Origin of the sequence: Nocardioides sp. (assembly GCF_044226305.1) — a bacterium.
Classification (GTDB): Bacteria; Actinomycetota; Actinomycetes; order Propionibacteriales; family Nocardioidaceae; genus Nocardioides.
On record NZ_JBGAHF010000018.1, the window covers coordinates 51,865 to 65,794 of the forward strand.

15 protein-coding genes and 1 pseudogene are annotated in these 13,930 nt (G+C 71.7%); 9 read left to right on the top strand and 7 right to left on the bottom strand.

The features are described from left to right. Positions 1-15 precede the first annotated feature (15 nt). A complete protein-coding gene (locus tag ACILQ5_RS17095; RefSeq protein WP_395659233.1) occupies positions 16-951 on the top strand; it encodes an AraC family transcriptional regulator in 936 nt (311 codons plus the stop codon). Here the strand turns inward: ACILQ5_RS17095 and ACILQ5_RS17100 are convergent, their stop codons facing one another. From ACILQ5_RS17100 to ACILQ5_RS17120, 5 genes are all read right to left on the bottom strand, one after another. Next, entirely contained in the window at positions 952-2,022 is a 1,071-nt protein-coding gene (locus ACILQ5_RS17100; RefSeq protein WP_395659234.1) for a diacylglycerol kinase, read from the bottom strand. It abuts the gene before it with no gap. Between the two features lie 84 nt (positions 2,023-2,106). Further along, on the bottom strand, positions 2,107-3,264 hold the full coding sequence (locus tag ACILQ5_RS17105; protein WP_395659235.1) for a sulfotransferase family protein: 1,158 nt from the start codon (positions 3,262-3,264) through the stop codon (positions 2,107-2,109). A 12-nt stretch (positions 3,265-3,276) separates the two neighbouring features. Then, complete coding sequence (locus ACILQ5_RS17110; protein ID WP_395659236.1) at positions 3,277-4,119, bottom strand: SDR family oxidoreductase; 843 nt, start codon at positions 4,117-4,119, stop codon at positions 3,277-3,279. Positions 4,120-4,178: 59 nt separating this feature from the next. Next, a complete protein-coding gene (locus tag ACILQ5_RS17115; protein WP_395659237.1) occupies positions 4,179-5,333 on the bottom strand; it encodes a hypothetical protein in 1,155 nt (384 codons plus the stop codon). Beyond that, a complete protein-coding gene (locus ACILQ5_RS17120) occupies positions 5,330-6,202 on the bottom strand; it encodes a TIGR03619 family F420-dependent LLM class oxidoreductase (protein WP_395659238.1) in 873 nt (290 codons plus the stop codon). Before ACILQ5_RS17120 ends, ACILQ5_RS17115 begins: the two co-directional genes overlap by 4 nt. Positions 6,203-6,247: 45 nt before the next feature. Between ACILQ5_RS17120 and ACILQ5_RS17125 the strand changes: the two genes are divergently transcribed. From ACILQ5_RS17125 to ACILQ5_RS17140, 4 genes are read left to right on the top strand one after another with little or no spacing between them, the layout of a single operon-like run. After that, positions 6,248-6,673 carry a nuclear transport factor 2 family protein gene (locus tag ACILQ5_RS17125; RefSeq protein ID WP_395659239.1) on the top strand — a complete coding sequence of 142 codons (426 nt, stop codon included), beginning with the start codon at positions 6,248-6,250 and terminating at the stop codon, positions 6,671-6,673. Between the two features lie 16 nt (positions 6,674-6,689). Further along, the gene (locus ACILQ5_RS17130) at positions 6,690-7,181 is read left to right on the top strand and encodes a nitroreductase/quinone reductase family protein (protein WP_395659240.1); all 492 of its coding nucleotides are present in this window, start codon (positions 6,690-6,692) and stop codon (positions 7,179-7,181) included. Further along, on the top strand, positions 7,178-7,675 hold the full coding sequence (locus ACILQ5_RS17135) for a nitroreductase/quinone reductase family protein (RefSeq protein WP_395659241.1): 498 nt from the start codon (positions 7,178-7,180) through the stop codon (positions 7,673-7,675). Before ACILQ5_RS17130 ends, ACILQ5_RS17135 begins: the two co-directional genes overlap by 4 nt. Positions 7,676-7,725: 50 nt before the next feature. Continuing rightward, entirely contained in the window at positions 7,726-8,307 is a 582-nt protein-coding gene (locus ACILQ5_RS17140) for a hypothetical protein (RefSeq protein WP_395659242.1), read from the top strand. Here ACILQ5_RS17140 and ACILQ5_RS17145 read toward each other — a convergent pair. Continuing rightward, positions 8,294-9,295, bottom strand: a complete 1,002-nt coding sequence (locus ACILQ5_RS17145; RefSeq protein ID WP_395659243.1) for an EamA family transporter — start codon at positions 9,293-9,295, stop codon at positions 8,294-8,296. The two genes, ACILQ5_RS17140 and ACILQ5_RS17145, sit on opposite strands and share 14 nt — an antisense overlap. 31 nt (positions 9,296-9,326) lie before the next feature. Here ACILQ5_RS17145 and ACILQ5_RS17150 point away from each other — a divergent pair, with 31 nt between their 5' ends. Continuing rightward, the gene (locus ACILQ5_RS17150) at positions 9,327-9,830 is read left to right on the top strand and encodes a MarR family winged helix-turn-helix transcriptional regulator (RefSeq protein WP_395659244.1); all 504 of its coding nucleotides are present in this window, start codon (positions 9,327-9,329) and stop codon (positions 9,828-9,830) included. A 90-nt stretch (positions 9,831-9,920) separates the two neighbouring features. Here the strand turns inward: ACILQ5_RS17150 and ACILQ5_RS17155 are convergent, their stop codons facing one another. Further along, positions 9,921-10,766 (bottom strand): aldo/keto reductase, encoded by an 846-nt coding sequence (locus ACILQ5_RS17155; RefSeq protein ID WP_395659245.1) that lies wholly within the window; start codon positions 10,764-10,766, stop codon positions 9,921-9,923. Positions 10,767-10,821: 55 nt separating this feature from the next. On the opposite strand from ACILQ5_RS17155, the gene ACILQ5_RS17160 reads away from it, so the two are divergent. The 3 genes and pseudogenes from ACILQ5_RS17160 (at position 10,822) to grpE (ending at position 13,884) form a co-directional block, all read left to right on the top strand. Then, a complete protein-coding gene (locus tag ACILQ5_RS17160; protein ID WP_395659246.1) occupies positions 10,822-11,241 on the top strand; it encodes an NUDIX hydrolase in 420 nt (139 codons plus the stop codon). Positions 11,242-11,405: 164 nt separating this feature from the next. Further along, positions 11,406-13,267, top strand: a pseudogene (dnaK, locus tag ACILQ5_RS17165) (molecular chaperone DnaK). Continuing rightward, on the top strand, positions 13,264-13,884 hold the full coding sequence (gene grpE, locus ACILQ5_RS17170) for a nucleotide exchange factor GrpE (RefSeq protein WP_395659247.1): 621 nt from the start codon (positions 13,264-13,266) through the stop codon (positions 13,882-13,884). The pseudogene dnaK and the gene grpE overlap by 4 nt, the downstream one beginning before the upstream one ends. Positions 13,885-13,930: the final 46 nt, after the last annotated feature.

Sequence of the window (13,930 nt, forward strand, 5' to 3'; positions counted from 1 at the left end):
GCCTACCCTCCTCGGATGGACGGTCTCACCGGGCTGCTCGACGGCCCGCGGGCGCGCGGCGCGTTCCTCCTGCGCTGCCAGCTGGACCCGCCCTGGTCGGTGCGCCTCGAGGACGAGGTGCCGCTGTCGGTGACCGCCGTGGTCCGCGGCGGGATGTGGGCGGTGCCGGACGAGGGGGAGCCCGTCGCCGCGGGGCCCGGGGACGTCCTGGTGGCCGTCGGGCCCGACCACTGGACGATCGCCGACTCCCCGGAGAGCCCGGTGGACGCCGTCATCCACCCCGGCCAGCACTGCACCACCCCCGACGGCCGCCCGCTGGTGGAGGAGATGCACCAGGGCGTCCGCAGCTGGGGCAACAGCGCGACCGGGCGGACCGTCCTCCTCACCGGCGCCTACGGGCTCGAGGGCGAGGTCGGCCGCCGGCTGCTGCAGGCGCTGCCACGGTTCGTCCTGCTCACCGCCGACGAGCTCGGCTCGCCGCTCGTGCCGCTGCTCGCGGACGAGATCACCAAGGACGCCCCCGGCCAGGACGCCGTCCTCGACCGGCTCCTCGACCTGCTGCTCATCGCGGTGCTGCGGGCCTGGTTCGCCCGCCCGGGCAGCGAACCCCCCGCGTGGTACCTCGGCCAGTCCGACCCGGTCGTCGGCCCGCCGCTCCGGCTGCTGCAGCACCACCCCGACCACCCCTGGACGGTCGCCGAGCTCGCCGCGGCCGGTGGCGTGTCCCGGGCAGCGTTCGCCCGCCGCTTCACCGACGTCGTCGGTGAGCCGCCGATGGCGTTCCTCACCGGGTGGCGGCTCGCGCTGGCCGCCGACCTGCTGCGCGAGCCCGGCGCCACGCTGGCGACCGTCGCCCGCCGGGTCGGCTACTCGACGCCGTTCGCCCTGAGCGCCGCGTTCAAGCGGCAGTACGGCGTGAGCCCGCGGGACCACCGCGCGGCTCTGGCCTGATCACCGGATCGTGCCGACCCCGGGGACGAGCGGGAGGTCGAGCGCGGTCACCCAGCCCGGCGGCAGCTCGTTGACGTAGGGCACCGCGTTCAGCGCCCGCATGCCGGTGGCCAGGCAGCCGGCGACGGCGGGGGCGCGCCCGGAGCCGTCGGTGAAGCGGAACGCGGTCTCCTGGCTGATCGAGGGCGAGCCGGTGATGTCGACGCGGTAGACGTCGTCGGCCGAGCCGGCGGGCCACTGCGGGGCCGCGTCGAGGCCGATCCGGTTGACGTGCTCGAGCGAGATCACCTCGCGACCGTCGAGCACGCCGTTGATCGTGAAGCGGATCGCCGCGACGTTGCCGGCCGCGATCACGCCCTTCGCGGTGGTCCGGTCGGTCGGGGTGACCCACTTCTCCCAGGTGGTCGTGATCTCGTCGAGCTCGATGCCGGCGGCGTGCGCGATCATCGGGACGGTCGCCCCCCACGCCATGACCAGCAGCTCGGGGATCTCCAGCAGCGGGGTGAACTCGGGCGGGCGGCCGATGCCCATCTCGTCCTCGTAGTCGCCCTCGTAGTCGGTGTAGTCGAGGAGCTCGGACGCGCGCACCGAGTCGACCCGGCCGCACAGGCCCATCAGCGTCATCGGGAAGAGGTCGTTGGCGAAGCCCGGGTCGATGCCGGTCGTGAAGCAGGACGCGCCGCCCTCCTCGCACGCCTGCGCGACCGGGTCGACCCAGGCGGCGGGGATCTGCTCCATCGTCGGCCAGACCCACGGCGTCATCGCGGTCGAGCAGACGTCGATGCCGGCGCGCAGGAACGCCGACATCACCCGGATGTTGTCGTCCGCGTACGCCGCCGTGGGGCCGTAGTGCACGAGGGCGTCTGGCCGCAGCGCAACGAGCTCCTCGACCGAGTCGGTGGCCAGGACGCCGGTGGGTGCGATGCCGCAGATCGTCCCGGCGTCCACGCCCACCTTCTCCGGGGTGGACACCCCGACCCCGACCAGCTCGAACACCGGGTGGTCGACGATCTCGGCGATCACCATCGACCCGACCACGCCGGTGCCCCACACGACCACGCGCTTCTTCATGCTGTCTCCTCGTTGCGGTAGTCCCTGACCTTCTGGCCCTTCCCGGGCCCCGGTCGGGGCAAGAACGTCAGGGACTACCCCAGATCATCGGTCGAAGGCGGCCCGCACCCGCTCCTCGGTGAGGCCGTAGTCCTTGAGCGTGTAGCGGTGCGACGGCTTCGCCTTGCCCTGCTTGGACTCCTGGTCGATCTCCTCGATCGCCGCCTGCACCTCGGGCGTCCAGTCGAGGCCGAACCGGTCGTAGACGCGCCGGGTCACGCCGAGCGGGTCGGACACCAGGTCCTGGAAGGCGACGTCGACGAACTGGTCCTGGTGGTACTTCGGGCGTGCGTCGTGGAACGCGTGGAAGGCCCGCGACCACAGGTCGAGCTGGGTGTGGCCGATGACGCCGCCGACGTACGTCGAGCTGTGGCCGGCGGTGGTCTCCGCGGACAGCGAGCACGACGAGGCGATGCAGGTGACCGGGTCGCGGTGCGTGTAGACGATCAGGGCGTCGGGGTAGACGGCCATCAGCGCGTCGAGCGCCGTCATGTGCGACGGGTTCTTGAGGACCCAGCGCTTCTCCTGGTCGTTGAGGCCGACCAGCTGGAGGTTCTCCTTGTGGCGGGCGTACGCGTCGGTCCAGTCCTGCTGCTGGAGCCAGGCGCTGTAGCGCGGGAGGTTGGCCAGCGACTCGTAGGAGTTGGACTTGCCGGTCTGCCGCAGCAGCCGCCAGCACTCCTCGACCGTCGTCGCGTCCATGTAGTGGATGCCCATGAACTCGGGGCTCTCCACGTGGTGCGCCGAGAACGCCTGCTGCATCGCGGTGAAGATCGGGTCCGACTCCCAGGTGTCGCGCGGCGGCCGCGGCTGCGGGTACTGCGTCAGCCACATCTCCAGCCCCTGCGCCATCGGGTCCGCGTGCAGGAGCCGGTGCAGCGCCGTGGTGCCGGTGCGCGGCAGGCCCATCACGAAGATCGGCCGCTCGATGCGGACCTCGCGGTGCTCGGGGTGGGCGGCGAACTGGGCCTGGGTGAGCAGCACCCCGACCAGCGCCGACTTCACCTCGGAGCGCTGGAAGTAGTTGCCGCGCGGGGTGAGCCCGGCCTCCGGTGACGCGAGGTCCTCGGTGAGGACCCGCAACCCCTCCTCGTGCACGCCGTCCCCGAAGTCGGACAGGCCGGTGGTGCGGACGGCGGCAGCGACGATGTTCTCGTAGCTGCCGACGTCCGCCCGCTCCCGGGTCATCACGTTGTCGCTCATCGGCCGGCCATGTCAGTCGTGGAACTCCCCGCAGTCGACGGTCAGCATCTGCCCGGTCACCGCCGACGCGAGGTCGGAGGCCAGGAACAGCGCGGCCCGCGCCACCTCCTGCGGCGAGGCCAGCCGCTTCAGGTCGGTGGGCGCGGCCTTGGCGGCGTACACGTCCTCGTGCGTGCCGCCCTCGACCGCGGCGAGGAAGTCGAAGTAGGCCCGGTTGACGTCCTCGTAGATGTACGACGGCGCCACGCTGTTGACCCGGATCCCGCGCGGCCCGAGCTCGGTGGCCAGCGACGACGCGAGGTGCTCGAGCGCCCCCTTCGACAGCTTGTAGCCGGCGTACTCGGGCTGGGAGGAGAACACGACGCAGGAGTTGAGCATGATGATCGACCCCTTCGATGCCGAGAGCGCGTCGGCGAAGAGCGCCGAGAGCCGCAGCGGGGCGAAGACGTTGGTCTCGTTGGCCTTGGCGAGCGCCTCGGGGCTGATCTGGGTGATCGGGTCCATCGGCGGGATCGCGAAGGCGTTGTTGATCAGGCAGTCGACCCGGCCGAAGGCCTCGAGCGACCGCTCGACCAGCGCCGCCCGCGACGCCTCGTCGGTGATGTCGGTCGGGACGACGACCGCTCGCCGGCCGTGCGCCTCGACGGCCGCCGCCATCTTCTCGAGGCGGGACTCGGTGCGGCTGGCCAGCACCAGGTCGGCGCCCAGCTTGGCGGCCTCCTCGCCGAGCGCCCGCCCGAGGCCGGGCCCGACACCGGAGAGGACGATCACCTTGCCCGCGAGCAGGGGGACGGGGTCGTAGCGCTCCTCGATCGAGGTGTCGTGGGCCTGCGCGTAGCCGAGGTCGTTCGTCACCCGCACAGACTAGAACGTGTTTCAGTATTGGGTCGAGGGTTCTCGCGAACGACGCGTCCTCAGCTCAGCATCCGCCGGGCGACCGAGCGCTGCCGGGCGGCGATCCGGGCGGCGTACTCCTCGGTGGTGATCGGGGAGTAGTACGGCAGCCGGTCCGGTACGTCGGCGATCGCGACCTTCTCGACGACGGGTCCGTCCTCGGGGCCGAGGTCGCGCTCGATCCGCTGCCAGCGCAGCATGAGCGACCCGGTGCGGTGACCGAGGCACTCGAGCCAGTTGGCGATGGCGCCCCCGGGCCCGGCGGGGCTCTGCTCCGAGATCACGAACCGCATCATGCCGTCCGGGTCGGTGACCGCCTGCGCCTTCGTGAGCGAGGTCTGGTGGGTCTCGTAGTCGGTGGAGACGTACCAGTCCGAGCCGATCTGGATCGCCTGGTAGGCGCAGTCGGCACACTCGGGCACGGTCACGATCAACGCCTCGTCGTCGGCGAGCTCGTAGTGCCCGATCGAGGACCGCTGCGACGAGAGGCCGCCGGGCGTGGACTGCGGCGGCGTGGGGCGGTTGGCCGGCTCCTTGCGCTCGAAGAACTGGGGGAAGGCGAACCAGGTCTGGATCGAGCCGGTCAGCAGCTTGGCCGCGACCTCGTACCTCTGGGCGAGCCGGGCCCGGGTGAGCGGGGCCGCGGGCCGGCCGAGGGTGTCGGTGCGCTCGATCCAGAGCCGGCCGCGCTCCTCGGTGTCCCAGTCGTTGTAGACCTCGCGCACGATCATCGTCTTCGCGCCCGGCTCGGCCACGTAGGTGAACTCGAACGACCCGTCCTCGGCGATCTCCAGCTCGCGGTCGTCGAAGGCCAGCATCGAGGTGGCGGCCGAGTCGGCCGTGTACGCCCCGCCCATCACCTGGAAGGACAGGTCGGCCGTCGTGCCGCGCACGCCGCGGACGACGTACTCGACGCCCTCCTGGAGGTAGGCGTTGAAGTAGATCGCGTCCGGGTTGTCCAGGCCCTGCCGGGAGAACTGGTGGGTGGGGTTGATGAACAGCGGCCGCTCGAGGTCGTGGTCGAAGGCCATCTGCATCGCCATCCGGATCCGCCCGGCGAGGTAGTCGTAGCCCTCGAGCAGGTCCTGCTCGGTGCGGATGAACGGCGCCCCCTCGATCAGCCTCTCGGCCTCGGCGATCGCGTCCTGCAGGGGACGCGTCAGGTCCGAGCTCACTGCTTCGCGATGATCTGCTCGGCGTACCGCTCGAGGTGCTCGATCTTCTTCTCGAGCGGCTCGGTGTCGGGGCCCTTGATGTAGGGCACCCGGAACCCGACGATGCAGTCGGTCACGCCCTTGTCCTCCAGTCGCTTGATGCCGTCGAGGGTGTAGGCGTCGTAGGAGATCACGTGGACCTCGAAGTCGTCGCGGGTGTCGCCCTCCTCGGCCCGGATCTCGGCCAGCCGGGTGAGCAGCCGGTCCAGCTCCTCGCCGTCGCCCCCGGCGTGCATCCAGCCGTCGCCCTTGCGGACCGCCCGGCGCAGGGCCGCGTCCGCGTGCCCGCCCACCAGCAGCGGGACCGGCGCCGGCGCGGCCGGGCACTGCTTGAGCGCCTCGACGTCGTAGAACTCGCCGTGGTACTCGAAGAACTCGCCGGTCGTCAGCCCGCGCAGGATGTCCATGCACTCGTCCATCCGCTTGCCGCGCCGCTCCCAGGGGACCCCGAGGGCGTCGAAGTCCTCGGGCCACGGCGAGAGGCCGATGCCCAGGCCGAGCCGACCGCCCGACAGGAACGCCAGCGAGGACGCCTGCTTGGCGACGAGCACTGGCGGGCGGATCGGGAGCTTGAGGACGAACGGCGTCAGCCGCAGCGTCGAGGTGTGCGCGAACAGGTGCGCGCACAGGATCATCGTCTCGATGAACTCCTTGCCCTCGAGGAACTCGCGGTCCCCGGTGTCGGTGTAGGGGTACTTCGAGTCGGAGTCCTTCGGGTAGATGAGGCTGTCGGCCACCGTCATGCTCGTGTACCCGGCGGCCTCCGCAGCCTGCGCCAGCGGTGCGTAGTACGTCGCCTGCGTCATCGCCTCGGCGTAGCTGAATCGCATGGGGCCAGAGTAGAACGTGTTCCAATTCCGTGCCAGAGTGCTCCCGTGGACCTCCAGGAGATCAGCGACCGGCTCGAGATCGAAGGGGCGGTCGTCCGCTACACGCGGGCCATCGACAGCGGCACGTGGGACCAGCTCGACACGGTCTTCACCCCGGACGCCGAGATCGACTACACCGAGTCCGGCGGGATCGCCGACACCTACCCCGCGGTCAAGGCGTGGCTGGCCGAGGTGCTGCCCGCGTTCTTCCCGAAGCGGATGCACTCGCTGGCCCAGGTCGACATCGCCCTCGCCGGCGACGAGGCCACCTGCACGGCGTACTTCCACAACCCGATGCCTATGGACGACGGGAACGGCGGGACCAAGGTCGTCGAGTTCGGCGGGCTCTACCACCACACGTTCGTCCGGACGCCCGCCGGCTGGCGCAGCCGGAGGCTGCACGAGGAGATCGTCTGGAAGCGGGGCATCTAGTGCAGGCACCTGACGCATGAGGCTCGGCCTGCCCGAGGAGCGGCCCGACGGCCTCGACTCCCCGGTGACCGCGAAGGTCATCAAGTACATGTCGCGCGCGCAGGTGCGGCTGTTCCGGCTCACGAACGGCCGCGTCGGGTCGAGGTGGCGGATCGGCGCGGGGTTCCGCAAGCCGGTGCCGACGCTGCTGCTCGACCACGTCGGACGGAAGTCGGGCCGGACCTTCACGACGCCGCTGCTCTTCCTCGAGGACGGGCCCGACCTGGTGGTCGTCGCCTCGCAGGGCGGCCTGCCGAGGAACCCGCAGTGGTACGCCAACCTGGTGGCCCACCCCGACACCACCGTCCACGTGCCCCGACAGGGAGTACGCCGGGTGCGCGCCCGAACGGCCGGGCCGGACGAGCGCGCCGAGCTGTGGCCGCGGCTGGTCGAGCTCTACGCCGACTTCGCGAAGTACGCGCGCTGGACCGACCGGGAGATCCCGGTCGTCGTCCTCGAGCCGCGATGAGCGGCGTCCCCCGGCGGAAGCGTCGGCCGACCGGCCTCAACCACCCGGTCTACCGCAGGGCGATGGGCCGGATCGCCCGGGCGCACGTCTGGGCCTACCGGCGCACCGGGGGTCGGGTCGGCGGCCGGTGGCGCCACGGCTCGGCGCTGCTCCACCCGGTCCCGGTGCTGCTGCTCGACCACGTCGGTCGGCGGTCCGGGACGGCGTACACGACCCCGCTGCTCTACCTGCGCGACGACCCGCGCCTGGTCGTGGTCGCCTCGCAGGGCGGGATGGACCGCGACCCGCAGTGGTACCGCAACCTCCGCGCGGCGCCGGACACGACCGTCCAGGTCGGTGCCGAGGTACGCCGGGTGCGGGCCCGCACCGCCACCGCCGAGGAGGCCGCGGCCCTCTGGCCCCGGCTGGACGCGGTCTACGCCGACTTCGTGAACTACCGCCGGTGGACCGACCGGGAGATCCCCGTCGTCGTGCTGGAGCCCCGGGCCGGCTAGCCCGTGGGACCGTGTTTGGTCCCGGTGGCGCGGACCCCGACAATGGAGCCATGTCCGAGCAGCTGCCCGAGGGGCCCCGCGGGGAGCACCCCGTCGCGGCCGGTCTCGGCGCCCTGGTCGGGGTCGCCGTGGTGGTGGGCCTGATCCTCGGCCTGGTGGTGCTGGCCGGCACCAAGGTGCTCGGGCTCGACGGCGGATCGGACAGCGTCAGCTCCAGCAGCGACCGCACGATGTACGTGCCGCCGCTGCAGCCGACGCCGACCGAGACCGGTCCGCAGATCACCCTGGCCCCGGGGCACAGCCCGTCCGGGCGGCCGCAGGACGGGTCGTCGGACAAGCCGTCGAAGAGCGCGTCGCCGCGCAAGCAGATCTCGCTGTCGGCGTCGACGACGTCGGCCGGCGCGATGGAGCAGTTCAACCTGACCGGCGTCTACCCCGGCGGCGAGGGCGCGATCCTCACCGTCCAGCGGTTCCAGGACGGCGGCTGGCAGGACTTCCCCGCCACGGGCTCCGTCAGCGGGGAGACCTTCCAGATCCCGGTGCAGACCAGCCAGCCGGGCGCCAACCGGTTCCGCGTCGTCGACTCCGACACGCAGCTGCAGTCCAACGAGGTCCGCGTCACCATCGGCTGACCGTTGCCGGGTGCCGAGTCGGCACGTCTTGCTCAGGCAGGGCACCGTCCGGCGCGCCAGGTGCGCCGACCCGCAGGCCCGCGGCGGGCCGGGCGCCCGCCAGCGCGAGCCGCACCCGCGCGCCGACGGCCGGCTGTCCGGCGAGGATGCCGCCGAGCACCAGGACCAGGCCCAGCGCCTGGGGGGCGCCGAACGCCTCCCCGGCGAGCGCGACTCCCACGACGGTGCCGGCGACCGGGTTCAGCAGCCCCACCAGGGAGACGGCGGCCGCCGGGAGCCGGCGCAGCCCGCGGAACCACACGACGTACGCGAGGACCGTGCCGACCAGCCCGAGGTAGAGGAACCCGGCGACAGCACGCCCGTCCACGGGCGGAGGCGGTCCTTCGACAAGGAGCGCGACCGGGAGCAGCACCAGGCCGCCGGCGACCAGCTGCCAGGCCGTGAAGGTGAGCAGGTCGACCGGTGGCTGCCACCGCTTGACGAGCACGAAGCCGACCGACGACAGCGTGACCGCGCCGAACGACGCGGCCACCCCGACGGGGTCGACGGTGGCGCCGCCGCGCAGGACGAGCAGCGCCACACCGATCGCGCCGACGGCCGCGCCGCCCAGCGAGGCGAGGCCGGGGCGTTCGCGCAGCGCCGCCCAGGCGACGAGCATGACCATGATCGGCGCGGTCGCCGTCAGTGTCGCCGCGGTCCCGCCCGGGAGCCGGTACGCCGCCACGAAGATCAGGGCGAAGAAGGCGCCGATGTTGAGCGTGCCGAGGAGCCCGGCCCGCCACCACCACACGCCCCGGGGCCGGCCCGGGCGGACCGCTAGCAGCAGCAGGCCGAAGGGCAGTGCCCGCACCGTCGCGCCGAAGAGTGGTCGGTCCGGGGGCAGGAAGGTCTCGGTGACGTAGTAGCCCGAGCCCCACGCGATCGGGGCGAGGGCGGCGAGGGCGAGGGTGCTGCCCCAGCGAGCGGTATTAGTTTCCACGGAAGACATAATAGTTTCCCAGTAAGATATATTCCAGCCCATGGTGGACCAGGTGGAGCCCGACCACGTCGGGCGGGTGATGGCCCAGTGGCGGCGCGAGCGGCCCGACCTCGACGTGTCACCGCAGGGCGTGATCGGCCGGCTGCACCGGGTCGCCGCGCGGCTGACCGAGGAGCTGGTCGCGGTCTACGGGCGGTACGGCCTCGGCGAAGGCGAGTTCGACGTGCTCGCCACGCTGCGCCGGGCCGGGGCGCCCTACGAGCTGACGCCGGGGGAGCTGGTCCGCTGGACGATGGTGTCCTCGGGCGCGGTCACCAAGCGGGTCGACCGCTGCGTGGAGCAGGGCTGGGCCACCCGCCGGGTCAGCGAGGACGACCGGCGCGGTCGGGTGATCGCCCTGACGCCGGCCGGCCGCGACCTCATCGACCGCGCGTTCGAGGAACACATCGCCAACGAGCACCGCCTGGTCGGGATGCTCGACGAGCCGGACCGGGTCCGGCTCGCCGAGCTGCTGGAGACCTGGGGCCGGGCCCTGGACGCCTAGCCCGGAGGGTGGTCTCGAGGCTCAGGCGCCAGAGCGCCTTGGCACCTCAACCACCGATGACGGGCCTAGCCCGGAGCCCGCCGGGGCAGCTCAGTCGGGGATGTAGTCGAACGTGTCCGGGTTCGGGCCGCGGCGACCGGCCTCACCGCGGTCGAGGCCGCTGATGGTCGCCACCTCGTCCGGGGTGAGCGAGAAGTCGAAGATGTCGAGGTTCTCGCGCATCCGCTCCACGCGGGTGGTCTTCGGGAACACGATGTCGCCGCGCTCGACGTGCCAGCGGAGCGTCACCTGCGACACGGTCTTGCCGTGCGCCGCGGCGACCTTGCCGAGCACCTCGTCGTCGAGGACGGCGCCCTGGGCGATCGGCGACCACGCCTCGATCGCGATCCCGTGCTCGTGGGACGCGGCCCGGACCTCCTCGTTGGCGAAGTAGGGGTGCACCTCCACCTGGTTCACGGCCGGCACGACGCCGGTCTCCCCGATGATCCGCTCGAGGTGCGCGGGCTGGAAGTTCGAGACGCCCACGGACGCGGCGCGCCCGTCGGCGACGAGCTCGGAGAGCACCTTCCACGTCGAGACGTAGTCGCCGTCGTACCGGGTCGGGAGCGGCCAGTGGATGAGGAACAGGTCGATCCGGTCCAGCCCGAGCCTCGCCATGGTCGCGTCGAACTCGCGGCGGGCGTCGTCGGGCCGGTGGAAGCCGTTGTTGAGCTTGCTCGTGATGAACAGCTCCTCGCGGGGCAGCCCGGAGCTGCGGATCGCCTCGCCGACGCCGGCCTCGTTCTGGTACATCTGCGCGGTGTCGATGTGGCGGTACCCGACCTCGAGCGCCTGCGCGGTCACCGCGGCGGTCTGGTCGGGCGGCACCTGGAAGACGCCGAAGCCGAGCTGCGGGATCGTGGCGCCGGAGTTCAGGGTGATGCTGGGAACGGTCATACCTGACCAATCTCCGATCCGGGTGGTCTTCATTCCCGTCGGGCAGGATCGGGTGATGGAGTTCACCGAGTACGACACCCGCCTGGCGGCGTACGCCGTCGTCGTCCGCGACGAGCACGTCCTGCTCGCCCTCTGGAACGAGCCGGAGGTCCCCGTCTGGACGCTGCCCGGGGGCGGCGTCGAGCTGCACGAGACCCCCGAGGACGGCGCCGTGCGCGAGGTCCGCGAGGAGACCGGGTACGACGTCGTGCTCGGACGGCCGCTCGGGGTGGCCACCCAGGCGGTGCCGCCCGGGGGCCTCGGGACGGTCCGGGGTCGGTGGCTGTGCCACGTGTGGACCGCCTGGGAGGGCACCGTGGTGGGCGGGGAGCTGACCGCGGAGACCGACGGCTCGACCGAGGAGGCCCGCTGGGTCCCGCTCGCCGACCTGCCCGGCCTGCCCCGGACCGAGCAGGTCCGGAAGTTCGTGGGCTGAGCGGGGAACACCCCGCCGCCGGCCTGCGTTGTGCCGAGTGATAGAAGTTGAGTCGACAGGACTCAACTAGTTTGGAATCGGGCCGCCGAGCGCGGCACGATGGCCACGAGGGCGGCCCAGCAGGGTCGGCCCAGCAGCACTTCGACACCGGAGGTAACACGAACATGGCACGTGCGGTCGGCATCGACCTCGGCACGACGAACAGCGTCGTCGCCGTACTGGAGGGTGGCGAGCCCACCGTCATCGCGAACGCGGAAGGCGCCCGCACCACCCCGTCGGTCGTGGCTTTCGCCAAGTCCGGGGAGGTGCTCGTCGGCGAGGTCGCCAAGCGTCAGGCCGTGACCAACGTCGACCGGACCATCCGCTCGGTCAAGCGCCACATGGGCACCGACTGGAAGCAGCGGATCGACGACAAGGACTTCACGCCCCAGCAGATCAGCGCCTTCGTGCTGCAGAAGCTGAAGCGCGACGCGGAGGCCTACCTCGGCGAGACCGTCACCGACGCGGTGATCACGGTCCCGGCGTACTTCTCCGACGCCCAGCGGCAGGCCACCAAGGAGGCCGGCGAGATCGCGGGCCTCAACGTCTCCCGCATCGTCAACGAGCCGACCGCGGCCGCCCTGGCCTACGGGCTCGACAAGGGCGACGACCAGACCATCCTCGTCTTCGACCTCGGCGGCGGCACGTTCGACGTGTCCCTCCTCGAGATCGGCGAGGGCGTCGTCGAGGTCAAGGCGACCTCCGGTGACAACCACCTCGGTGGTGACGACTGGGACGCCCGCGTCGTCGAGTGGATGGTGAAGAAGTTCAAGGACAACAACGGCGTCGACCTCGGTGCCGACAAGATCGCCAAGCAGCGCCTCCAGGAGGCCGCGGAGAAGGCGAAGATCGAGCTGTCGTCCTCGAGCGAGACCACGATCCACCTGCCCTACATCACCCACGGCGAGTCCGGCCCGCTGCACTTCGAGGAGAAGCTGACCCGCAGCGAGTTCCAGAAGCTCACCGCGGACCTGCTCGACCGCACCAAGGCCCCGTTCCGGTCGGTCCTCAAGGACGGCGGCGTCGACGTCAGCAAGATCGACCACGTCGTGCTCGTCGGTGGCTCGACTCGGATGCCGGCCGTCACCGAGCTCGTCAAGGAGCTCCTCGGCGGCAAGGAGCCCAACAAGGGCGTCAACCCCGACGAGGTCGTCGCCGTCGGCGCCGCGCTCCAGGCCGGCGTCCTCAAGGGCGAGGTCAAGGACGTGCTGCTGCTCGACGTCACCCCGCTGTCCCTCGGCATCGAGACCAAGGGCGGCGTGATGACCACGCTCATCGAGCGGAACACCACGATCCCGACCAAGCGCTCGGAGATCTTCACGACCGCCGACGACAACCAGCCGTCGGTCGAGATCAAGGTGGCCCAGGGCGAGCGCCAGATGTGGTCGCAGAACCAGCCGCTCGGCAACTTCGAGCTGACCGGCCTGCCGCCGGCCCCGCGCGGCGTGCCGAAGATCGAGGTCACCTTCGACATCGACGCCAACGGCATCGTGCACGTGACCGCGAAGGACCAGGCCTCCGGCAAGGAGCAGTCGATGACGATCTCGGGCGGCTCGGCGCTGTCCAAGGACGACATCGACCGGATGGTCCGCGAGGCCGAGCAGTACGCCGAGGAGGACGCCAAGCGTCGCGAGGCGGTCGAGACCCGTAACCAGGCCGACCAGCTCGTCTACACGACCGAGAAGTTCCTCGCCGACAACGCCGACAAGCTGCCCGAGGACGTCAAGACCGAGGTGCAGGCCGACGTCGACGCGCTGAAGACCACGCTCGAGGACCCCGAGGCCTCGGCCGAGTCGCTCCAGGCCGGCGTCAGCAAGCTCGGCGAGTCCAGCCAGAAGATGGGTGCGCGATGTACGCCGCGGCCGAGGCCGACGCGGCCGCCGCCGGCGGCTCGGACGGCTCGACCGGCGAGGCCGACGACGACGTCGTCGACGCCGAGATCGTGGACGAGGAGCCCACCGACGGTGGGGAGGGCACGTCCAAGTGACCGAGTCGTCCCAGGACGAGCAGGTCGTCGACCCCGCCGCCCCCGTGGCGCCGGACGAGGCCGGGGAGCAGGACGTCCCTGCTCCCCGGCCCGCCGAGCCGCCCGCGGAGCAGCCGGACACCGGCGACGTGCTCCTCGAGGAGCAGGCAGCCGAGGAGGAGGTCGAGGACGACCTCGCCGTCACCCAGCGCGCGGTGGCCGTCCTGACCGAGGACCTCCAGCGGCTGCAGGCCGAGTTCGTCAACTACAAGCGCCGGGTCGAGCGGGACCGCGAGCTCGTCCGCGAGAACGCGACGTACGCCGCGCTCGCCCCGATCGTCGAGGTGCTCGACACCATCGACCGGGCCCGCGAGCACGGCGAGCTCGACCCCGGGTTCCAGACCGTCGCCGACCAGCTCGAGCGGACCGTCGAGCGGCTGGGGCTGAGCAAGTTCGGTGCGGTCGGCGACGCGTTCGACCCCACCGTCCACGAGGCGCTGAGCCACATCGGCGAGGACCCCGAGGTCTCGGTGACCACCTGCAAGGTCGTCGCCAAGGCCGGCTACCGGATCGGGGACCGGGTCGTCCGCGCGGCGCAGGTGCTGGTGGTCGACCCGGCCACCGCACCCGCGGAGTGATCGACGAGTAGTGCGACGGGGTAGGACCACGACCAGGAGAAGGGGG

Bases quoted from the DNA above. Each gene is read 5' to 3' on its own strand.
- ACILQ5_RS17095 (WP_395659233.1), top strand. From the start codon at position 16: ATGGACGGTCTCACCGGGCTGCTCGACGGCCCGCGGGCGCGCGGCGCG.
- ACILQ5_RS17100 (WP_395659234.1), bottom strand. From the start codon at position 2,022: ATGAAGAAGCGCGTGGTCGTGTGGGGCACCGGCGTGGTCGGGTCGATG.
- ACILQ5_RS17105 (WP_395659235.1), bottom strand. From the start codon at position 3,264: ATGAGCGACAACGTGATGACCCGGGAGCGGGCGGACGTCGGCAGCTAC.
- ACILQ5_RS17120 (WP_395659238.1), bottom strand. From the start codon at position 6,202: ATGCGATTCAGCTACGCCGAGGCGATGACGCAGGCGACGTACTACGCA.
- ACILQ5_RS17130 (WP_395659240.1), top strand. From the start codon at position 6,690: ATGAGGCTCGGCCTGCCCGAGGAGCGGCCCGACGGCCTCGACTCCCCG.
- ACILQ5_RS17135 (WP_395659241.1), top strand. From the start codon at position 7,178: ATGAGCGGCGTCCCCCGGCGGAAGCGTCGGCCGACCGGCCTCAACCAC.
- ACILQ5_RS17140 (WP_395659242.1), top strand. From the start codon at position 7,726: ATGTCCGAGCAGCTGCCCGAGGGGCCCCGCGGGGAGCACCCCGTCGCG.
- ACILQ5_RS17145 (WP_395659243.1), bottom strand. From the start codon at position 9,295: ATGTCTTCCGTGGAAACTAATACCGCTCGCTGGGGCAGCACCCTCGCC.
- ACILQ5_RS17150 (WP_395659244.1), top strand. From the start codon at position 9,327: ATGGTGGACCAGGTGGAGCCCGACCACGTCGGGCGGGTGATGGCCCAG.
- ACILQ5_RS17155 (WP_395659245.1), bottom strand. From the start codon at position 10,766: ATGACCGTTCCCAGCATCACCCTGAACTCCGGCGCCACGATCCCGCAG.
- ACILQ5_RS17160 (WP_395659246.1), top strand. From the start codon at position 10,822: ATGGAGTTCACCGAGTACGACACCCGCCTGGCGGCGTACGCCGTCGTC.